This is a genomic window from Streptodolium elevatio (assembly GCF_053592165.1).
Genome location: NZ_JBSFVE010000003.1, coordinates 274,422 through 293,150 on the forward strand (window position 1 = coordinate 274,422; position 18,729 = coordinate 293,150).

General features: G+C 71.8%; 21 protein-coding genes. 8 read left to right on the forward strand and 13 right to left on the reverse strand.

Annotated elements, in window-relative coordinates:
- Window positions 1-85: 85 nt before the first annotated feature.
- Both ACWD12_RS08820 and ACWD12_RS08825 read right to left on the reverse strand, forming a co-directional pair.
- The gene (locus ACWD12_RS08820; RefSeq protein WP_450098926.1) at window positions 86-796 is read right to left on the reverse strand and encodes a DedA family protein; all 711 of its coding nucleotides are present in this window, start codon (window positions 794-796) and stop codon (window positions 86-88) included.
- Between the two features lie 135 nt (window positions 797-931).
- Complete coding sequence (locus tag ACWD12_RS08825) at window positions 932-1,843, reverse strand: metal-dependent hydrolase (RefSeq protein WP_450098927.1); 912 nt, start codon at window positions 1,841-1,843, stop codon at window positions 932-934.
- A gap of 153 nt (window positions 1,844-1,996) precedes the next feature.
- Between ACWD12_RS08825 and ACWD12_RS08830 the strand changes: the two genes are divergently transcribed.
- Entirely contained in the window at window positions 1,997-2,755 is a 759-nt protein-coding gene (locus tag ACWD12_RS08830) for a hypothetical protein (protein ID WP_450098928.1), read from the forward strand.
- A 33-nt stretch (window positions 2,756-2,788) separates the two neighbouring features.
- On the opposite strand, the gene ACWD12_RS08835 is transcribed toward ACWD12_RS08830, so the two are convergent.
- Together ACWD12_RS08835 and ACWD12_RS08840 are read right to left on the reverse strand one after the other, a co-directional pair.
- Complete coding sequence (locus ACWD12_RS08835) at window positions 2,789-3,775, reverse strand: LLM class flavin-dependent oxidoreductase (RefSeq protein ID WP_358357293.1); 987 nt, start codon at window positions 3,773-3,775, stop codon at window positions 2,789-2,791.
- A gap of 162 nt (window positions 3,776-3,937) precedes the next feature.
- Window positions 3,938-4,525 carry a MarR family winged helix-turn-helix transcriptional regulator gene (locus ACWD12_RS08840; protein ID WP_450098929.1) on the reverse strand — a complete coding sequence of 196 codons (588 nt, stop codon included), beginning with the start codon at window positions 4,523-4,525 and terminating at the stop codon, window positions 3,938-3,940.
- Between the two features lie 115 nt (window positions 4,526-4,640).
- On the opposite strand from ACWD12_RS08840, the gene ACWD12_RS08845 reads away from it, so the two are divergent.
- A complete protein-coding gene (locus ACWD12_RS08845) occupies window positions 4,641-5,525 on the forward strand; it encodes an SDR family NAD(P)-dependent oxidoreductase (RefSeq protein WP_450098930.1) in 885 nt (294 codons plus the stop codon).
- A 58-nt stretch (window positions 5,526-5,583) separates the two neighbouring features.
- Window positions 5,584-6,504, forward strand: coding sequence for a TIGR03619 family F420-dependent LLM class oxidoreductase (locus ACWD12_RS08850; RefSeq protein WP_450098931.1), 921 nt, complete (start codon window positions 5,584-5,586; stop codon window positions 6,502-6,504).
- A gap of 175 nt (window positions 6,505-6,679) precedes the next feature.
- Here ACWD12_RS08850 and ACWD12_RS08855 read toward each other — a convergent pair whose 3' ends face one another.
- From ACWD12_RS08855 to ACWD12_RS08870, 4 genes are all read right to left on the reverse strand, one after another.
- Complete coding sequence (locus ACWD12_RS08855; protein ID WP_358357304.1) at window positions 6,680-7,402, reverse strand: L,D-transpeptidase; 723 nt, start codon at window positions 7,400-7,402, stop codon at window positions 6,680-6,682.
- Window positions 7,403-7,535: 133 nt separating this feature from the next.
- Window positions 7,536-8,210: an HAD-IA family hydrolase gene (locus ACWD12_RS08860; RefSeq protein ID WP_450098932.1), complete on the reverse strand. Its 675-nt coding sequence runs from the start codon at window positions 8,208-8,210 to the stop codon at window positions 7,536-7,538.
- An 83-nt stretch (window positions 8,211-8,293) separates the two neighbouring features.
- Window positions 8,294-9,181: a TIGR03854 family LLM class F420-dependent oxidoreductase gene (locus tag ACWD12_RS08865; RefSeq protein ID WP_450098933.1), complete on the reverse strand. Its 888-nt coding sequence runs from the start codon at window positions 9,179-9,181 to the stop codon at window positions 8,294-8,296.
- A gap of 32 nt (window positions 9,182-9,213) precedes the next feature.
- Window positions 9,214-10,161, reverse strand: a complete 948-nt coding sequence (locus ACWD12_RS08870) for a hypothetical protein (RefSeq protein WP_450098934.1) — start codon at window positions 10,159-10,161, stop codon at window positions 9,214-9,216.
- A 300-nt stretch (window positions 10,162-10,461) separates the two neighbouring features.
- Here ACWD12_RS08870 and ACWD12_RS08875 point away from each other — a divergent pair, with 300 nt between their 5' ends.
- A complete protein-coding gene (locus tag ACWD12_RS08875; protein ID WP_450098935.1) occupies window positions 10,462-10,896 on the forward strand; it encodes a hypothetical protein in 435 nt (144 codons plus the stop codon).
- Window positions 10,897-10,994: 98 nt separating this feature from the next.
- Here the strand turns inward: ACWD12_RS08875 and ACWD12_RS08880 are convergent, their stop codons facing one another.
- Together ACWD12_RS08880 and ACWD12_RS08885 are read right to left on the reverse strand one after the other, a co-directional pair.
- Complete coding sequence (locus ACWD12_RS08880) at window positions 10,995-11,402, reverse strand: methyltransferase family protein (RefSeq protein ID WP_450098936.1); 408 nt, start codon at window positions 11,400-11,402, stop codon at window positions 10,995-10,997.
- A 130-nt stretch (window positions 11,403-11,532) separates the two neighbouring features.
- Window positions 11,533-12,156: a TetR/AcrR family transcriptional regulator gene (locus ACWD12_RS08885; protein WP_450098937.1), complete on the reverse strand. Its 624-nt coding sequence runs from the start codon at window positions 12,154-12,156 to the stop codon at window positions 11,533-11,535.
- 284 nt (window positions 12,157-12,440) lie between these two features.
- Here ACWD12_RS08885 and ACWD12_RS08890 point away from each other — a divergent pair, with 284 nt between their 5' ends.
- Window positions 12,441-13,223 carry a glucose 1-dehydrogenase gene (locus tag ACWD12_RS08890; protein WP_358357319.1) on the forward strand — a complete coding sequence of 261 codons (783 nt, stop codon included), beginning with the start codon at window positions 12,441-12,443 and terminating at the stop codon, window positions 13,221-13,223.
- Window positions 13,224-13,265: 42 nt separating this feature from the next.
- Complete coding sequence (locus ACWD12_RS08895) at window positions 13,266-14,048, forward strand: SDR family NAD(P)-dependent oxidoreductase (RefSeq protein WP_450098938.1); 783 nt, start codon at window positions 13,266-13,268, stop codon at window positions 14,046-14,048.
- Between the two features lie 147 nt (window positions 14,049-14,195).
- On the opposite strand, the gene ACWD12_RS08900 is transcribed toward ACWD12_RS08895, so the two are convergent.
- The 3 genes from ACWD12_RS08900 to ACWD12_RS08910 form a co-directional block, all read right to left on the reverse strand.
- Window positions 14,196-14,954, reverse strand: coding sequence for a SoxR reducing system RseC family protein (locus tag ACWD12_RS08900; protein ID WP_450098939.1), 759 nt, complete (start codon window positions 14,952-14,954; stop codon window positions 14,196-14,198).
- Window positions 14,954-15,292, reverse strand: coding sequence for a PadR family transcriptional regulator (locus ACWD12_RS08905; RefSeq protein WP_450098940.1), 339 nt, complete (start codon window positions 15,290-15,292; stop codon window positions 14,954-14,956). The genes ACWD12_RS08900 and ACWD12_RS08905 overlap by 1 nt, the downstream gene beginning before the upstream one ends.
- Before the next feature lie 193 nt (window positions 15,293-15,485).
- The gene (locus ACWD12_RS08910) at window positions 15,486-16,016 is read right to left on the reverse strand and encodes a hypothetical protein (RefSeq protein WP_450098941.1); all 531 of its coding nucleotides are present in this window, start codon (window positions 16,014-16,016) and stop codon (window positions 15,486-15,488) included.
- Window positions 16,017-16,500: 484 nt separating this feature from the next.
- On the opposite strand from ACWD12_RS08910, the gene ACWD12_RS08915 reads away from it, so the two are divergent.
- Together ACWD12_RS08915 and ACWD12_RS08920 are read left to right on the forward strand one after the other, a co-directional pair.
- Complete coding sequence (locus tag ACWD12_RS08915) at window positions 16,501-18,138, forward strand: ABC-F family ATP-binding cassette domain-containing protein (RefSeq protein WP_450098942.1); 1,638 nt, start codon at window positions 16,501-16,503, stop codon at window positions 18,136-18,138.
- A 362-nt stretch (window positions 18,139-18,500) separates the two neighbouring features.
- Window positions 18,501-18,722, forward strand: coding sequence for an excalibur calcium-binding domain-containing protein (locus ACWD12_RS08920; RefSeq protein WP_450098943.1), 222 nt, complete (start codon window positions 18,501-18,503; stop codon window positions 18,720-18,722).
- Window positions 18,723-18,729: the final 7 nt, after the last annotated feature.

The window sequence follows — 18,729 nt, forward strand, 5'->3', positions numbered from 1 at the left end:
GGCTCGCCCCGGCCTCCGCCCCCGGCCGTGGGCGACCGGGGGCCCGGGGTCCCGGGGTCCCGCCAGGCCCGAACTCGGTCCCGGCTCAGGCCGCGTGGCGCCCGCGGCCACCCTGGTCGCCGGCATCCGCGCGGTCGCGGCCCTCCTCGTCCTCCGCGCGGGCCGCGGCCCGCCGGTCGGCCGCGCGGGCGCGCAGCACCTCGATCACGATCGGCAGGACCGACAGCGCGACGATGAGGATGAGGATGAACTCGATGTTGTCGCGCACGAACGCGATTTGGCCGAGGAAGTAACCCAGTACCGTCACGCCGCAGGCCCAGAGCACGCCGCCGATGACGTTGTAGACGACGAACGTGCGGTACTTCATGCCGGCGACGCCCGCGATGATCGGCGTGAAGGTGCGCACGATGGGCACGAAGCGGGCCAGGATGATCGAGCGCGGGCCGTACTTCTCGAAGAACTCGTTCGCCTTGACCACGTTCTCCTGTTTGAACAGGCGTGAGTCGGGCCGGTTGAACAGCGAGGGGCCGACCTTGCGTCCGAACAGGTAGCCGACCTGGTCGCCGACGACCGCCGCGACGACCAGCAGGAGGCAGATGAGCCACAGCGGCTGCGTCAGGTACTCGCCGTCGGCCACCAGCAGGCCGGTGGTGAACAGCAGCGAGTCACCCGGCAGGAAGAAGCCGATGAGCAGGCCGGATTCGGCGAAGACGATTGTGAGGATGCCTATCAGGCCGAACGTCGAGATCAGGTACTCGGGATCGAGCCATGAGGGCCCGAGGGCGAGGGTGGTCACGGCGGCGGCCTTCCGATGGGTGACAGGAGCCGGTCCACGTCCGGGCACAGAGGCACCAGGTCATGGGAGTGCAAAGGAACGGTCTCCCAAGAGTAACGCGGATCATGTCGGCCCCGGTTCCCGGAATCCGCGGACTTATGTCGGGGAAATGCCGGACGCGGACGGCGCGGGGGTGACGGTCGTACGCGCGGTCAACTCCGTGCCGTCCGCCGACAGGTCGAGTGCGACGACGACCGACGCGAGGTCGGCGAGGCTGTGCGCGTGGCTTCCGCCGCACGGGATGTGCGCGTCGCCGTCCGGCAGCGCGCAGTGCCACACGCGGCGGGCGGTCAGGGCGGTGTCGGGGACCTCGATGCGTACCGCCGCGCCCGAGGCGACCCACTCCGCGAGCGTCGCGTTGGCCCGCTCCTGGACGGCGGCCAGGTCGTCGGCGAGGCCCTCGCTCCCGAAGCCTTTCTTGCGCAGCGACTTGCCGATCCGGTAGTCGTCGCGGCTCGTCCATTCGCCGATGCGGGACGTGTCCATCGCGAGGTTGTCGAAGTCGGGCCGTCCGAGGGCGTCCGTGCGGACCTCCTTGCGCCACCGATCCGCCAGGGCCTCGTTGAGGGCGAAGGCCATCAGGTGGCACGCGGTGTGCGCGGCGCTCAGCGCGGCCCGCCGGGCGGGGTCGACGGCGAGCACGGCCTCCTCACCGACCAGCGACGCGGGGTCGACGCCCTCGGCGGGGTCGACGACGTGCAGCACGAGCCAGACCCACGACTCGTCGCCGCGCCGCACCGGGATGTCGCCTGCCACCGCGAACGCGCCGTCCGGCCCCACTCCCCCGGTCTGGCAGTCGACGACCGGGTACGCGCGTCCGGCCACGGTCAGCGTGCCGGTGTCGGCGGGCTGGTCGGGCCAGGTGTGGTCGAGCGGGTGGAAGGGCGTGTCCGCCACCACGACGGCCCAGCGACCGTCGGGCAGGACCGGGACGGCCAGTACCGGGGACGTGCCGGCGACGTCACCCGCGGGGTAGCCGACGGTGGTCGAGGCGGTGGGGAGGGACATGCCCGGCAACTCCTTCGGTCGTCTTTCGCGCGTCCTTCGGTGGTCTTTCGCGCATCGCGACCGTGTTTCGGCGCCGGGTTCCCGGGCCGGACGGTTCGCACGGTCGATCATGTACGAAGCGCACCCGATCGGAAACTCCGGACAAGGCGAGGCATGGCGTACGACGCGTATGACCTGTTCCGGTGGGCGGCGACCGCGCCACCGGACACCGAGGAGCAGCCCGAGCCCATCCGCCGCGCCATCGGCTGGATGCTGATCGCGTTCATCGTCACGTTCCTGCTGACGCGCATGATCACCCGCATGATCCGGGCGGGCAAGGGCCCGTTCCGCAACGTGACGTTCTCCGGCGGTCTGCACGTGCACCACCAGGTGTACGGCATCTTCCTGATGCTGATCGCGGGCGCGGCGGAGTTCGCGTACGAGCCTGGCGGCGTCGCGCGCTCGGTCCTCGCCGCGGTCTTCGGCGCGGGGGCCGCCCTGACGCTCGACGAGTACGCGCTGTGGTTCCACATGGACGACGTCTACTGGTCCGCCGAGGGCCGAAAGTCGGTGGACGCGGTGCTGATCGCGGCCGGGGTCGGGCTGCTGGTGATGCTCGGCGCCAACCCGTTCGACATCGGCCCGGGCGAGAGCGCACCGGTCGGGGCGGTGGTCGCGCTGATGAACCTGGTGTTCGCCCTCGCCGCGATCTTCAAGGGCAAGGTGGCGACGGGGCTCATCGGCGTGCTGGTGCCGGTCGTCGCGATGGTCTCCACGTTCCGGCTCGCCAAGCCCGACTCGCCCTGGGCGCGCTGGCGCTACCCGGCGGGCTCACACAAGCGTGCCAAGGCGGTGAAGCGGTTCCCGCCGGGCAAACGCACGGCGTGGGACCGGGTCAAGGACATGATCGGCGGCGCCCCCAGCACCGGATGAGCCGTGGCGGCGGGGGCACCGGACCGGTGTCGGTCAGAGGTTGGGGATGACGTCCGTCTCCAGGAGCTTGAGGCTCTCCCAGGCCAGCTGCGGCGGGATGCCGCCCATCATCGGGTGGAAGAGGCCGAACGCGGCGTCGCCCATCGCCTTGAGCTCGTCGACGTACTGCTCCGGCGTGATGACGCGGTACTGGCCGGTCTTCTTCAGCTCCTCGGCGCTGCCGACCGGCTCGTAGCCGCCCGCGTCGGTCCCGGCGGTGCCCGCCTCGGCCATCATCGCGCCGTAGGCGTTGACCTCGTGCATCGCGAACGGGGCGATGCGCTCCCAGTCCGCGTCCGGGTCCTTGGACAGGTGCAGGAAGCCGGTGTCGCCGCCGAAGTACGGGCCCGGGTCCTCCTGGCCGAGCTTGAGCTTCTCGTCGCGGTAGAACTCCCACAGGCCCGGGTTGGACGGCATGAAGCCGTCGGCGATGCGGGCCGCGCGGCGGGCGGCGGCCTCGACGCTGCCGCCGAGCACGATCGCGGGGCCGCCGGGCTGGAACGGGGTCGGGGTCACCCGGACCGTGCGGCCGCGGAACTCGAAGGGCTCGCCGGTCCACGCGGCGCGCAGCGTGTGCACCATCTCGGTGGTGAGCTTCGCCCGGTCCTTGAGGGAGCGGTCGAACATGTCGAACTCGTGCGCGGCGTAGCCGTTGGCGAGGACGACGCTCACGCGGCCCTGGCTGATGAGGTCCACGACGGCGAGTTCTTCGGCCATGTGCAGCGGGTCGTGCAGCGGCGCGGGGATCGCGGCGATGTTGACCATCATGTTCTTGGTGCGCGAGGCGACCGCGGCGGCCATCGGCAGCGGGCGCGGCAGGTAGCCGTCCTCGGACGCGTGGTGCTCGGACAGCACGACCATCATGAAGCCGCGCTCTTCCGCCCAGGAGACCATGTCCAGCGCCGCTCCGTACCGCTCGCCCATGGTGGTCCCGGCAAAGGCCGGATTGCGGAAGTCGAAGCGAAGCGCGAAAACTGCCATGCGTAGTCTCCTGGATCCCACGCCCGCAGCCTGCGGACGCCCCGTGCCTGATGGACCGTCAGGTTAGTGTCGGGGGGCGGCGAGAGCCAGATGCAGGACACAATCCACGACTTTGTCTCACGACGGGCGCACGTGGGACCGCGCTGCCGGGCCGCGGCCGGGCTACGCCGGGTCCGGGTCGGCGAGGGCCCGGGCGAGCAGGGTGCGGAGCGTACGGCGCTCGTCGTCGCCGAGTCCGCCGCGCAGCGGGGGGTCGACGGCGAGGCGGTCGAGCAGGTCGCGGCGCAGGGCGCGGCCGTCCTCGGTCAGCTCCACCTGCTTCGCGCGGCGGTCGCCGGGGAGTGGGCCGCGGCGTACCAGGCCCCGTTCTTCGAGGCGGTCCACGACGAAGGTGACATTGGGCGGTTCGCAGCACATGCGGCGGCCCAGCTCGCGCATGCCGGCCGGTTCGGCGAGTTCGTAGACGGCGTTGGCCTGCGACGCGGTGAGCCCCACGGCCGCGGCGCAGGAGGCGAAGTGCGCGTCGAGGCGGGCCGTCGCCTCGTACAGGAGCGGGGTGAGGCCGGGCAGTCCGGCGATGTCGGCGGCGCCTCGGACGGTGCGGCGCGCGCCCGCTTCCGTCTCCGTGCGGTCCGGCGCGGCTTCTCGCTCGGCTTCCCGCCCGGGTTCCCGCGCTTCGTGCCGCGCGACCGCGGACCCGCCCTCGCCCGCGGAGGCGCCGGTGCGCCGTCCGCCTCCCCGTGTGTCCATGGCTCCGAACCCTATCGTGCGAGCCCGAAAGATTACAGCTCGAATGTTTTCCGGTATAACGGTCTCGCGGACTGACGGCTCGTCAGATCAACCGGCTGAGAACGGAGACCGAAGCATGACCACTCCCGTCCCCCCGGCCGGTCCCCTGGCCGGCCGCATGGCCCTGGTCACCGGCGGCAGCGGCGGAATCGCGTCGGCGAGCGCCGAGCGGCTGCTGCGCGACGGATGCTCGGTCACCCTCACCGCGCGGCGCGAGCCGGAGTTGGCCGCGACCGCCGAGCGGCTGCGCGCGGTGGCGCCGGAAGGCGCCGAGGTCAGGTACATCGCGGGCGACTCGTGCACGACCGAGGGCGTGCGCGCGGCCGTCGACCTGGCCACGCGCGACGGCGGACGCCTCGACATCTGCGTCGCCACCGTCGGCGGCGGCAAGGTCGCACCGCTGCTGGCCATGGACGACGGGCAGTTCGTCGAGGACCTGCGGCGCAACACCGTCAGCGGATTCCTGGCGATCAAGTACGCGACCCCGCCCATCGCCGCGGCGGGCGGCGGTTCGATCGTGCTCATCTCGACCAACGCGGCCAAGCTGTCGTGGCCGTACCTCGCGGGCTACGCGTCGGGCAAGGCCGGGCTCGAAGCCCTGGTACGGGTCGCCGCGGACGAGCTGGCGCCGCTCGGCGTGCGGGTCAACGCGGTACGCCCCGGGCTGGTGAAGTCGCAGGAGGACGCCCGGATCTTCCGCAACGAGGAGCTGATCGCGGCGTACCTCGCCAACAAGCCCCTGGGCCGCATCGGCGCGCCGCGCGACATCGCCGAGGCCGTCCGGTACCTCGCGGGGCCCGAGGCGTCCTGGACGACCGGCCAGAGCATCGCCGTCGACGGCGGCCAGGAGCTGCGGGCGGCACCGTCGTTCGAGAAGCTGGCGCGCGCGACGGTCGGCGACGAGGCCGTGGACGCCGCCCTCGCCGGACGCATCCCCCAGACCCCGCCCGCCGCGGGCTGACGCCGACCCGAGCGCCGAAGTCCCGGCACCGTCTCCGAACGAACGAATGGAGAAACGAATGACAGACGACGTGCAGTTGTCCATCGGACTGCCGAACTTCGGCCCCTGGCCGGACGGCGACTGGCGCGGCTTCGTGGACGTCGCGCGTGCGGCCGAGGACGCGGGCATCGACCGCGTCGTCCTGGTCGACCACGTCGTCATGGGCCCGAACACCGACAAGTACGTCTGGGGCCGCTTCCCCACGCCGCCGGAAGCCCCGTGGTCCGAGCCGCTGACGCTGCTCTCCGGCATGGCCGCCGTCACGTCGCGCATCCGCCTGGCCACCGGCATCCTGGTCGCGCCGCTGCGCGGGGCGACCCTGCTGGCCAAGACCGCCGCGACGCTCGACCAGATCAGCGGCGGGCGCCTGGAACTCGGCGTCGGGACCGGGTGGCAGCGTGAGGAGTACGACGCGGCCGGCCTCGACTGGGACCTGCGCGGGCAGTTGCTGACCGACACGATCGCGGCCTGCAAGGCGCTGTGGACGCAGACCCCGGCGGCGTTCGCGTCCGAGACGGTCAACTTCAGCGACACGTACCTGATGCCGAAGCCCGTGCAGCCGGGTGGTGTGCCGCTGTGGATCGGCGGCACGCTCAACAAGCGCAACCTGGCGCGCATCGTCGAGTCCGGCGACGGGTGGATCCCAATCATGGGACTGTCGACCGAGGACATGGCCCGCGATGTCGTGACGATCCGTCAGGCGTTGGCCGACGCGGGCCGCGACCCCGCGGCGCTGCGCGTACAAGGGCCGATCCCGATGGCGAAGGGCGACGACGGCAAGTTCGACCTCGCCCGGACCATGGACAACGCCGCGGAGGTGGTGGCTGCGGGCGCGACCGCACTGCAGCTGCCGATCCAGGCGTTCTGCCCGGGGCCGAAGGAGGCTCCCGCGTTCTTCGCCGAGGCACGCAGGCTCTTCGACGCGGCACTCGGCCGCTGACGCGGCCCGGGCGCCAGGCCCGGCGAACAAGGTGAACGAGGTCAACAACACGTGTGGGCGGCACCTTCTCGGTGCCGCCCACACGTGTGTTCGGGTCTTCGGGTGTGCTGCCGGCCTGGGCCGAACGCTCGTCCGACCGCGGCACGGCCGCAAGGCGACCGCGACGCTGCCGCCGCTACGAGCGGTAGACGATCACCTTGTCGCCGATGCGCGACTCGTTGAAGAGCTTCTGCACGAGCGCCTTGTTGCGGACGTTGACGCAGCCGTGCGACGCGCCGTTGTAGCCGTTGGCGGCGAAGTCGGGCGAGTAGTGCACGGCCTGGCCGCCGCTGAAGAACATCGCGTACGGCATCGGCGTGTGGTATAGCGTCGAGACGTGGTCCCGAGACTTCGACTGGACCGAGAACGTGCCCTCACGCGTCGGCAGTTCCTTCGAGCCGAAGCGGACCTCGAACGAGTACTGCGGCACCCCGTTGATGACCCAGGTCAGCTTGCGCGTGGTCTTGTCGACGCACATCGCGCGCCCGGTCATGCAGCGCGGGTCCAGGTTGCCGGCCGGCTTCGGCGGCTTGCTGGTGGTCGGCGGCTTCGAGGTCGCCGGCTTGCTGGTGCTCGGCTTCGTGCTCGTCGGCGGCTTCTTGGAGGTCGCCGACGTGGAGGGCTTCGCCGAGGTGGGCGGGGTGCTGCTGGGGGCCGTCGTACTGGGTACGGCCGACGGCGAGGTGCTGGGGGCCGCGCTCGTGGTCTCCGGGGCCGGCGGCGTCGCGGAGGCCGGGGCCGACGAGGAGGGGGCTGCGGAAGTGCTCGTACCAGGCTTGCCCTTTGCGTCGCTGCTGTCCGACGACGACCCCGACTCACATGCCGAGGCGGCCAACACCACGGCCACCGCGACAGCCACGGTTATGCGCGTCTTCTTCAATTCCTTCCAGCCCTTCTGTGCCCAGCACGACTATTTGCCACCCGAGGTACTTCACTGCCCGATTGACGCCGCCGGGAGTAACCGGGGTTGCACCCCGTTTGTCTCAGGTGTGTCACCGTGCCGTCTTCACCACGAAGCCGGAGCCGCCGGTCTCCGCCGCCTCCACGGCCAACTGCCGAAGATCGTCTATCCGGCCTTCCCCGAGTACGCGCGGGCCAACCGCGCCTTTGTCCACCGCAATCGCCCGCATTCCGGCGGCCCGGGCGGCCAGCAGCCCGGCTTCGGCGTCCTCGACCACCAGGCAGTCGGCGGGATCGGCGCCGAGCAGCCGCGCACCGCGCAAATAGCATTCCGGATCCGGTTTCCCGTCGGCGACGTCCTCGGCCGCGACGAAGTCCTCCGGGACCGGGAGGCCCGCCGCGGCGAGACGTCCCCGGGCCACCGCGCGGGCTCCCGACGTCACCACGGTCCAGGACCCCGGGGGCAGCGCAGCCAACAGCTCCGCGGCACCCGGCAGGGCGCGGATCCCGTCGAAATCGGCGGCCTCGCGGGCAATCAACTCGCGCGCGCCTTCCTCGGCATTCAGATGCGGGGCGACCAAGGCCACCAAATCGACATCGCGACGTCCTTGCGACTCCGCAACCGCCACATCCGGATCCACCGCATTGGCAATTGCCCACTCCCGCAAAATGCGTTCGATCGTCGGATGCGAATCGACCAGCACTCCGTCAAGATCGAAAAGCACTGCCGAACACCGCAGTCGGGCCACGCCGGCCGTCTCGTCCACAAACTCTCTTTCCGGTCGGAAAACCCACTGATCCTCGAACACCGCGGTGTGCCGCGGGAGATCGTCTCGCGGGCGGCCGGGCGTCAGGATTCCAGCGGCATGAGTTCCTGGGTGAACTCATCCATGAAGGCCGCCCAGTTGGCGGGCGGCGTGGCCGGGCGAACGACGAACTTGCTGATGCCGCTGTCGATGAAGGCGCGGATCAGCTTCCGGGTGGCCTCCCAGCCGTTCGGGATCAACGCGGCCGGGTCGGTCTCGGGAGCGCGCTCGCGCAGGGCGCGCAGCAGGGCTTCGGGGTAGTCGCCGAAAGCGACCGCGAGGCTGAGGCCGTAGTGGTCGTCGTCGATCGCGCGTCCGGCCTCGCGTGCGGCGGCCTCGATCGCGGTACGCCCGCTCGCGGCCTCGGCGGCGGTGACGTTGGCCGCCAGCCAGCCGTCGGCGAGGCGGCCGATGCGGCTGAGAGCGGCCGGGCCGCTGCCGCCCAGCCAGATGTCGAGAGGGCGTTCGGGCTGCGGCCGTACGGTGATCCCCTCGCAGCCGAAGTACTCGCCCTGGAAAGACACTTCAGTCTCCGACAGGAGTCTGCGCACCAGGGTCAGCGCTTCGTCGAACACCGCCCCACGGCGGCCCGGGATGGGGAACAGCGGGCGTTCGAAGGCCCGGGCGTGCTGGACGCCGAAAGCGGGGAGGATGCGGCCCGGGGCCAGTTCGGCGAGCGTCGCCAGCTCCTTGGCGACGGCGACGGGGTTGCGGCCGGGGAGCACGGAGACGCCGGTGCCGAGCTTGAGACGTGCGGTGCGCCCGGCGGCGTAGGCCATGCCTACGTGTGGGTCGGGGAGGTCGGTCGTGATCGTGTCGGGCAGCCAGAGCGAGTCGATGCCGAGCTTTTCGCACGTGTCGACGACGTTCGCGAAAGTCGTGCCGTCGTCGTGGGCGCGGGGCCCGATGCCGATGCCAATGCGAATCTTCACCGACCCACCGTCACCCCGTTACTGACGCCGCGTCAATGGTGGGCGCCGGCTGCCGCGGCGACGGCCTTCGCCACCTGCACGAGCTCCTCCGCGTTGTCCAGCACGGACTGGCGTACCTGGACCGCCGCAAACGCCGCCCGCGTACCCCCGTACGCGAGCGCCTGCCGCGACCGGCTGCCCTCGTCGGCGCCAGGGCACGTGTCCACCCACGACCGGCACACCGTGAAGCCCGCCTGCTCGGCCGACACCGCGATCGCCTCCCCGAACGAACTGGCCGACCCGTCGGGCACGTCCACCTCGACGTCGGCGACCGCGCGGTCCGTGGCCAGACCGACGAGACTCACCGCCGGCAGCGAACGCCCACGCAGGTACTCGCTCCATGTGTGGAAGACCGTCTGGTCGCAGACCCATGGATCCGACGCCGCCTCGCAGTCCACCGGCAGCGGCTCCTTCCCGGGGTGCGCGCAGCCCGCTCCCGGTCCGCCCGCGAACCGCTTCGCGCCGGCCACCAGCAGCACGGAGTCCTTGGCGCCGCGGGCCACTTCGACACCCAGCCGGTCCACGCCCGGCTCACAGACGGGATGCGGGACATGGACCGCGACGGACGTGCCCTCGCCCATGACGTACGCGGCGCCCCGGCCCGCGTTGGGGTGGTCGAGCGGGAACACCCGCCCGAACAACACTCCGCTCGGGGAATCGGCCTGCGTCGTACCCGAATAGTGGTGCGGGCGGAGCGCGTCGTCGACCGCCTGCCAGTCCCGCGCCACGACGCGATCGAGGCCGGTACGCAGCGCGGCGCGTACGTCTTCCCCCGGCCGGGTGTAGCCCCTGTCGGGGAGGATGCCGAGGTCCCGGCGGACCATGTCGTACAGGTCGACCGGCGCCGGCGGCGGCAGTCCCGGCCGAGCGGTCGCGGACGGCACCACGGTCAGGAGGGCCGTGGCGACGAAGGCCGCCAGGAGCACGCGCAGACGCCGCACACCTTTACCACACAATACGGTCATACTTCACGCTAAGTGATCACGGTCCCTACGCTCCGTCGACACCCTCGGCGGATTACCCGGGAGGGACCGTCTCGCCAGGAAAGATCAGGCGTGTCCGCTTACGATCGAATTCGATCAACACATGAGCGCTATCCGGGATTCGGCTCGGCTCAGTCGACGCGTTTGGCCTAGTCGATCCCGGTTAGCCGTCAGAAGTAACGGCACGGCTCAAAGGCCGCCGCGAGGACGTCGCAGACCTCCAGCCCGGCCTTCACCCCCCGACCTCAGGCGGCGCACATGTATCTTGTCTTCGCCCTCCTGGCTCCGATCGGAATGTTCGGCCTCATATCGGGTCTCACGTGGTTCGAGGACCGGATGCTGGGCCCTGCCGTTGCCGACAGAGAGGTACCGCGCACGCCGCGCGCCAAGCCGGAACTCCCCGCCGAACTCCCCGCCGCCGTGCGCGTCGCCGATACGGACACCGCACGGCCGGCCCCCGCGCCGGTTCCCGAGGCGTCCGCCGCCGAGTCCACACCGCCGCAGCCGGATCCTGAGCCGGTGTTGAAGCCCGTGGCCCTGGAATCCCCTGTAGTCCTGGCACCCGTGGCGCTGCTGACCAGCCCGATCCCGCTGCAACCCGTCACGGCTCCTGCCCGCAGGCCGGCCCCGACTCCGGTACGCCACCGCCTGCGCCACACCCTCAAACGCGGTCGGGGCCTGCGGGCGGCGTGACGCCCCGCCAGGCCCGCCCCCGCGGCCGCCACGCGGGGACCGCGGCGCGGTACCTCTCGTACTCTGCCCCGAACTGCCGTCGCAATGCGGGTTCTTCGTCAGCGCGTACGAACAACGGCGAACAGCACGCCCAACCCCGCCGCATATGGCAGCAGCGCAAGCGGACGCCATAGCAGCAGTGCTTGGCCCACCACCGCTCCGGTGACGGCCAGGTACATCGGGTTGCGGACGTACCGGTAGAGGCCGCCCACCACCAGGCGGCCCGTCGGAGCCACCGGCGCGGGCGTGCCGATCCCTTCGACGACGAAGCGCACGAACGCATGTACGAGCACCGCGGCCGAGGCGGACAGCAGGACCCCGCCCGCCACGCGTACCGGGACGCCCCAACTCGCGGACGCGTGGCCGGGCTGCCAGCGGGTGAGCAGCCGGGGAACCACTCCGGCCACCACGCCCGGCGCGGCCGCGAAGAAGAGCGAACTGCCCAGCGCGGCGCTCGATTTCCGCATGGTCACATTCTGCGCCGGGGGCTCGCTCAGTGGGGCTGCCGGTGGGGGCTGTCGGCACAAGGAGAAGACCGCGCGGCGGATTCTGCCAGGGACTCCGACGACCGGCTCTGTCAGCGGGTATCGGCGGCGGTCACGGCTTCGGCCAGGCCGCGATGGCCATCTCGGCGACGGCCCGCAGTTCGTCGGTGGTGCCGCCGTCCCGGGCACGTTGCGACATGCCCTGGAAGACCGCGGCGTAGAAGTTCGCCATCGCGTGCGGATCGGCGTCGGGCGCGGTCTCCCCCGCCTCCACGGCGCCCCGGAACCGGCGCTCGAACTCGGCGATGTTGCCGGCACGGAGGGCCCGCAGGTCGGCCTCGACGTCGCTGCTCTGCTCGGTCACATTGGTCGCGGCGCAGATGACCAGGCAACCGCGCGGGTGCGTCGGATCGGTGAAGGACACGGCCGCCTCGCGCAGCAGCCGGGCCATGCCGTCGTACGCACGCGGCTCCTCATCCAGCGCCTGCCGGGTGAACGCGCCGTACGTCTCGCCGTACGTCGACACGACCTCCAGGAACAGGGCCTTCTTGTCCCCGAATGCCGCGTACAGGCTCGGCGGGTTGATCCCCATGGCGCGGGTCAGCTCGCCGATCGAGGTCGCCTCGTAGCCGCGCTGCCAGAACAGCTGCGTGGCCTTTGCGAGGGCGGCGTCCCGGTCGAAGGCACGCGGGCGCCCCCGCTTGGCGGTGGTCTGGTCGGGGGGCGTGCGCGTCATGACACCCAGGCTATAGCAGTCACTACAGAAACGGTCTGACCCCGACCCGGAGCCGCCGCGGACACGATGCCCGCGGCGGCTCCGGAGAGCGGGTCGGGTCCGGCAGCCGTCCATGTGTTCGAGGACGGAGCGGACCTCGACCGCTGTCGACCTGACCGGCGGGCGCCCAGGCGGGAACAGAGCGCTTGCCCCCTTTTCATAGCCATGATAGGCATCATGGCTATGAAACAGCGGCGTCGGCGGGCCGCCGTACCCCGCGCGACCACACCCGAGAGGCTCGCTACATGTACGACCTGACCGGCAGGGTCGCGCTCGTCACCGGCGCGGCGCAGGGCCAAGGAGCCGCGGAGGCCAGGCTGTTCGCGTCGTGCGGCGCCCGCGTGGTGGTGTCCGACGTACAGGAGGAGGCGGGCCGGGCGGTGGCCGCCGAGCTGGGCGACGCCGCGGTGTTCCAGCGCCTCGACGTCTCCGACGAGTCCGACTGGGCCGCCGCCGTCTCCCGCGCGCACGACGCATTCGGCCACCTCGACGTGCTGGTGAACAACGCGGCGGCGATGCGGCTGGTCCCCATCGAGGAGGAATCGGCCGAGGGGTTCCGGCGCATCGTCGACATCAACCTCACCGGCACATTCCTCGGGATCCGCGCCGTGGTGCCGGCGATGCGTGCGGCCGGCGGCGGATCGATCGTGAACGTCGCGTCCATCAGCGGCACCCAGGCGCAGGCGTGGGCGTCGGCGTATTCGGCGTCGAAGTGGGGCGTACGCGGGCTGACGCGTACCGCCGCCATCGAACTGGGGCCGCTCGGTATCCGGGTCAACGCCGTCGTGCCGGGCGCGATCCGCAGTGGGATGCTCACCGAGGACCGGTCCGGCGCCGAGCGCGACACGCGCTTCGACGGGCTCCCGCTCGGACGCGCGGGCGAGTCCGAGGAGATCGCGCACATGGTCGCGTTCCTCGCGTCGCCGGGTGCCTCGTACACGACCGGCGCCGACTTCGTCGTGGACGGCGGCTTCACCGCGGGACCGCGCGCGGCGCCGCGCCCGGAGCGGCCGGTGCTCTTCCACTGAGCGGGGCGGCCGGATGGCGAAGTCGCGGTTGAGGGAGGGACTTTGGGTGGCAGCATGGCGGTGCTGACCGGGAAGTGCGCCATCGTCACGGGCGCGAGCCGCGGCATCGGGCGCGCCACCGCGATCGCACTCGCCCGCGCCGGGGCGTCGGTGGTCCTGGCCGCGCGCGACGCATCCGCGCTGGCCGGAGTCGCCGACGAGATTGCGGCCGAGGCCGGCGGGACTCGGGAGGAGCGGCAGGGGTGCTCCGGAACTGCGGTCGTCGTCGGCGACATCCTCTCCGCCCCCCATCGCCAGGAGATCGTCGAGAGCGCGGTGGCGCGGTTCGGTTCCGTGGACGTCCTCGTGAACAACGTGGGTGGGGGAACAGCCGGGGGAATCAACGCACTTGACGCCGACGGACTGGACGCCGCGTTCCACTTGAACGTGACGACCGCGTACGACCTGACCCGGCGCGCACTCCCGCACCTCCAGGCCGGCGACGGGGGTTCGGTCGTGATGATGTCGTCCCGGGCGGCGTCGTCGACCGGGCCGGGGCGCATCGCGTACGGCACCGCCAAGGCCGCGCTCAGCCACCTCACGCGCCTGCTGGCCACCGAACTCGCCCCGCTCGTGCGGGTCAACGCCATCGAGCCGGGTCCGGTGGACACCGGCCTGCTCACCGCGGCGCTCGGCGCGGCCGAGGTACGTGCCGTGTTCGACGCCATCCCCATGGGACGCGCGGGCCTTCCCGACGAGATCGCCGCGGCGGTCGTCTACCTGGCCTCGCCCGCGTCCGCCTGGACCACGGGCACGGTGCTCCGCATCGACGGCGGGAGGCCGTGATCCGCGTCATGGTCCGGCTCCGGTTCGGCCTTGATCCGTGCCTTGATCCGCGCCCGAATGCGCGCCTTGCGACGGGCCTCAGGCGGGTCTGAGGCGGGTCTGAGGCGTGCGGCGGCCCCGAGGTGGGAGGCGGAGACTGACGCGTCGTCAGCCGACCGGCGGGAAGCGTGACGCCTGCCGGAACTCCTGCCGCATCCTGCGGAGGAAGAACGCCGCGACGCCGAATCCCACGACCGCGCCGCAGGCCATGCCCGCGGCGGTGGCCGCGTCGAGCGATCCGGGGCCGATCGGCTCGCCCAGCACCGCCATGACCACGAGGGCCGCGATGACCAGCACCGGTACCGCCAGCGCCGCGTAGGCCCGACGCGTGAAGTACACGCTGCGCTCCGGGTGCCGAGGCGGATCGGCGAGCCAGGCGGCCGGGCCTTCGACGGCCGCGAGCGGGCGCTTGTAGTAGGCGAGGAACATCCAGTGCCCGCACGGCTCCCAGCCCTCCGGAGCCAGCTCCGCCGCGTGCGACGCGCGATCCCGCCGCTCGACCACGTCACGCCGGTACTCCCAGCGCAGCGTGCTCTCCCGGGGACGGCGGCTCACGAAGCGCCCGAGGCCGTCCACGCGTTGGATCTCCCAGCCCTGCGCACCGAAGCGGTTCATCATCCGCTGGTCGAGGTACGCGTCCGCGGTCCACACCCAGCGCTCCGCGCCGGCCTCCGGCTCCCCCGGGCCACCCGTCCCGGCGAGCCGGGCGGCGAACTCCTCGACCGGCCCGAACTCGGCGTACGGGTCGGCCCCGGCGTCGGCCGCGTAGCCCGCGACCTCCTCGACCGTCATGGCCACCCGTGCCTCCGGAACCCCGCGTGCGTGCAGCGCGGCCGCCAGCTGCTCGAAGTAGCTCGTCGGCGCCATCAGGCCACACCTCCCTTCGCCAGTGCGGCGCGTACCGCATCGTGGAACTCCAGCCATGCCGCGCCCTGTTCGCGCAGGGCCTCACGCCCGGAGGTGGTCAGCCGGTAGTAGCGCCGCCCCGGCCCGCGCTCCGCCGCCCTGAACTCCGCCTCCACAAACCCCGCCTCCTCCAGTCGGTTCAGCACGGGATAGAGCGTGCCGCCACGGATCTGGCCCAGCCCGGCTTCGTCCAGCGTCTTCGCGATCTCGTAGCCGTAGCTCTCCCCGTCCACGAGGCAGGAGAGCACGGCCAGGTCCAGCACGCCCTTGAGCCAGCTGGCACGACGGTCGGTACTCATACCTAGATGACATCACGTGATAGGTAGCAATGCAACCTAGCTAGCCATACGACTGCCGGCCCGGGCCGCAAAACGGCAGGACGCCCGAGCCGGTTTCGTCCTTCGGCCCGGGCGCCCCTCGACTGCCCGACGTACGCGAGGTCCGGGCGACCGGTCCCGGCGGCTCAGCGCGGGGGCGATTCGGCCCCTCGGCTTATCCCGCGATCCAGCGATTCACCGTGCCGTCGCGCTTGCAGGTGATCCACTCGCCGTCGCGGTCGTGGGTCGAACGCCCCAGATCCGCCTTGCGGCAGAACTGGCCGTCGTTGTAGCAGTTGCCGGCGTTGGAGACGATCTCGCAGCTGCCGCCCTGTGCCGGCGGGACGGGCGGCGCCGGACGGCTGGTCGCCGGGAGCGGCACGGGCGCCCGGGTCGGCGCGGGCGCCACAGGCGGCGCGGGAACACGGGGCGGCGGGACCGCCGTCGGCACGGCCGGGGGCGGGGGCAGCGGCGGGGGCGGAGCCACCGGCGGCGTCGGGGCCGCGAGCGTAGGTGTCGGGGTGGGTGTGGGTGTCGGCGATGCGCTTGTCGCGGTCGCCGTCGGCCCGCCGCCGCCGGGGGCGAGCGGGGCCGCCGCCAGGGTTCCGGCTGCCTTGGCGTCCGGTTCGACCTGCGTGGACTCGGGCGCGCACGCGGCCAACCCGAGAACGACGAACACCGCCGCGGCTATTCGTATGCGGTTCATGCTGCCTCTCTTGAGCGGAGAAACACTGCATGACCGGGATCCTCGGCGGGCCGCCGAACAGGCCGCGCCGCCGCGAAAGCTTGGACGCCCCAAGACATTTCGTGTACCGCGGGGACACCCCCTGCCCCGCCCCGGCACCCCCGTCACGTGTCGAACAAGGTAGCGAGGCGGTCGGCTCCGAGTACGCCGAATCGGCCAACTTGATCGAGTGCCGCCGACAAGACCTCGCTTGCCAGTCGGCCGGCCATGAGGCTAAGATCATCCGGTCACATTGTCGCCCGTCTGGATGGTCCATTGCGCATCTGAGGTCTGGACACCGCACCGCTTGAGCCCACGAGCTCGCGGCTGCGTTCCGACCTCGGTGTGACCGTCCCGGGCGTTCTCGCATTTCCGGGCCGCTTTTCCGGTCAGACCTCGGTTCCCCGTCATCGCGCTGCGGTGTCCATACGCGTCCTTGCCGCCACGCGTCTTCGGGAGCCGCTCCATGTCTTTTCCGACAACCCCCGCAATCGTCTGCTCCGACCTGTCCTTCGCCTGGACGGACGGCACGCCCGTCTTCGAGGGCCTCGACCTCGCCATCGGCACCGGACGTACCGGCCTCGTCGGCGTGAACGGAGCCGGCAAGTCCACGCTGCTCAAACTGATCGCCGGGGTACTGCCGCCCGCCGGCGGGTCCGTCACCGCGGTCGGCGAGGTCGGCTACCTGCCGCAGCACCTGCCGCTGGACGCCGACCGCCGGGTGGACGACGTCCTCGGCATCGCCGCCACCCGGCAGGCACTACTGGCGATCGAGAGCGGCGACGTCGACGAACGGCACTTCGAGACGGTCGGCGACGAGTGGGACGTCGAGGAGCGCGCCCGCGCGGAACTCGACCGGCTCGGGCTGCCACACGTCGACCTGGACCGCACCGTCGGCACGCTGTCCGGCGGCGAGTCGGTGCTGCTGGGGCTCGCGGCGCTGCTGCTGCGCCGTCCCGAGGTCCTGCTGCTCGACGAGCCGACGAACAATCTCGACCGGTCGGCGCGCGAACGGCTGTACGCGGCGGTCGGCGGGTACGCCGGGGTCCTGGTCGTGGTCAGCCACGACCGCGTGCTGCTCGATCTCGTCGACCAGATCGTGGAGTTGCGCACCGGGACGGCCCGGACGTACGGCGGCAACCTGACCGAGTACCTGGAACTCCTGGAGGTGGAGCGGGAAAGCGCCGAGCGAACGGTGCGCGCCGCCGAGACCGACCTGCGCAAGCAGAAGAAAGAACTCGCGGACGCGCAGGTACGGCTCGCCCGCAGGATGCGCACGGGGCGAAAGGCCCAGGTGGAGAAGCGCGTTCCGAAGATCGTCGCGAACGGCCGCAAGCAGGCTGCGCAGGTCACGGCCGGCAAGTACAAGGGCATGCACGAGGGCCGCCTAGAGGACGCGCGCACCCGCGTCTCCGAGGCCAAGGACGCGGTGCGGGACGACAAGGAGATCCGCATCGCGCTGCCCGAGACGGAAGTTCCGGCCGGGCGTACCGTGCTCACCGCCGAGGGGCTGAACACCGCGGACGAGTTGTACGGTCCGGACGGCCTGGACCTCGTCGTACGCGGGCCCGAGCGGATCGCCCTCGTCGGCGACAACGGCGCGGGCAAGTCGACGCTGCTGCGCCTGATCACCGGTGCGGCGGAGCCGGCGCGGGGCGAGGTGCGGATCGGCGTGGACGGCGTACGCCATCTTCCGCAGCGGCTGGACATCCTCGACGACGGCGCGAGCGTCCTGGAGAACGTGCGCCGCTTCGCCCCGGACTCCCCCGACTCCGAACTGCGCGGCCGCCTGGCGCGCTTCCTGTTCACCGGCAACCGCCCCGAACAGCCGGTCGGCACGCTGTCCGGCGGCGAACGCTTCCGCGCGGTACTGGCGGCCCTGCTGTCCGCGCAGCCACCGCCGCACCTCCTGATCCTCGACGAACCCACCAACAACCTCGACTTGGCGTCGGTGCGCCAGCTCGAACAGGCGCTCGCCGCCTACCAGGGCGCGCTGCTCGTGGTCAGCCACGACGAGCCCTTCCTCGCCACGATCGGCATCACAAGAAGACTCCGCATCGAGCGAGGCGAAGGCATCGTCGAAGAACCCGAGACCCCGACCTGACGCCCCGCCGGCGGCACTCGCGGCGGGACTCCTCGCCGGTTGCGGGGAAGGCGCGGGCCGCGGGACCGCCTCGCCGAGCGGTCTGTCGCCGCCGACTTCAACGGCACCCGGACCGCAGACGGTGACCGTGACCGCCCCGCCGCCGACGCTGCCTGCACCGCCCACGACTGCCGTACCGCCGCCGGTTCCGTCGACGCCAGCACCGCCGCCACCTGTTCCGACATCGGTGCCGCCCGCGCCGCTGAGCGTGGTGCACGCGTACTTCGACGCCGTCAACGCGCGCGACTACGCGCGTGCGTGGGCCCTCGGCGGCAGCACGTTCGCGAGTTCGTATGCGCAAGTGTCAAACACCACATGACGAAATGCACTACGACCTGACCGTGCTGTCGGGCACGACGACGCCACCGTCGGGGCGGGGCCCGCTGTACTTCGAGCGATGCGCGGAGGCTTGGGAGGCCGGGGAGGCGCCGATCGAGCGCGGTGAACCCGGCTATCGCGACGAGTTGGACCAGGACAAGGACGGCACCGCCTGTGAGCCGAGCCCGGAAATTGCGCCGTCCACGACGAGCGGGCCGGTGGAGTGAGGTGACC

What these genes read in the sequence shown, in the direction of transcription:
- ACWD12_RS08850 (WP_450098931.1), top strand. Translation starts at nt 5,584, where the DNA reads ATGACAGACGACGTGCAGTTGTCCATCGGACTGCCGAACTTCGGCCCC.
- ACWD12_RS08905 (WP_450098940.1), bottom strand. Translation starts at nt 15,292, where the DNA reads ATGAGTACCGACCGTCGTGCCAGCTGGCTCAAGGGCGTGCTGGACCTG.
- ACWD12_RS08890 (WP_358357319.1), top strand. Translation starts at nt 12,441, where the DNA reads ATGTACGACCTGACCGGCAGGGTCGCGCTCGTCACCGGCGCGGCGCAG.
- ACWD12_RS08880 (WP_450098936.1), bottom strand. Translation starts at nt 11,402, where the DNA reads ATGCGGAAATCGAGCGCCGCGCTGGGCAGTTCGCTCTTCTTCGCGGCC.
- ACWD12_RS08835 (WP_358357293.1), bottom strand. Translation starts at nt 3,775, where the DNA reads ATGGCAGTTTTCGCGCTTCGCTTCGACTTCCGCAATCCGGCCTTTGCC.
- ACWD12_RS08830 (WP_450098928.1), top strand. Translation starts at nt 1,997, where the DNA reads ATGGCGTACGACGCGTATGACCTGTTCCGGTGGGCGGCGACCGCGCCA.
- ACWD12_RS08915 (WP_450098942.1), top strand. Translation starts at nt 16,501, where the DNA reads ATGTCTTTTCCGACAACCCCCGCAATCGTCTGCTCCGACCTGTCCTTC.
- ACWD12_RS08840 (WP_450098929.1), bottom strand. Translation starts at nt 4,525, where the DNA reads ATGGACACACGGGGAGGCGGACGGCGCACCGGCGCCTCCGCGGGCGAG.
- ACWD12_RS08920 (WP_450098943.1), top strand. Translation starts at nt 18,501, where the DNA reads ATGCACTACGACCTGACCGTGCTGTCGGGCACGACGACGCCACCGTCG.
- ACWD12_RS08900 (WP_450098939.1), bottom strand. Translation starts at nt 14,954, where the DNA reads ATGGCGCCGACGAGCTACTTCGAGCAGCTGGCGGCCGCGCTGCACGCA.
- ACWD12_RS08825 (WP_450098927.1), bottom strand. Translation starts at nt 1,843, where the DNA reads ATGTCCCTCCCCACCGCCTCGACCACCGTCGGCTACCCCGCGGGTGAC.
- ACWD12_RS08845 (WP_450098930.1), top strand. Translation starts at nt 4,641, where the DNA reads ATGACCACTCCCGTCCCCCCGGCCGGTCCCCTGGCCGGCCGCATGGCC.
- ACWD12_RS08885 (WP_450098937.1), bottom strand. Translation starts at nt 12,156, where the DNA reads ATGACGCGCACGCCCCCCGACCAGACCACCGCCAAGCGGGGGCGCCCG.
- ACWD12_RS08910 (WP_450098941.1), bottom strand. Translation starts at nt 16,016, where the DNA reads ATGAACCGCATACGAATAGCCGCGGCGGTGTTCGTCGTTCTCGGGTTG.
- ACWD12_RS08875 (WP_450098935.1), top strand. Translation starts at nt 10,462, where the DNA reads ATGTATCTTGTCTTCGCCCTCCTGGCTCCGATCGGAATGTTCGGCCTC.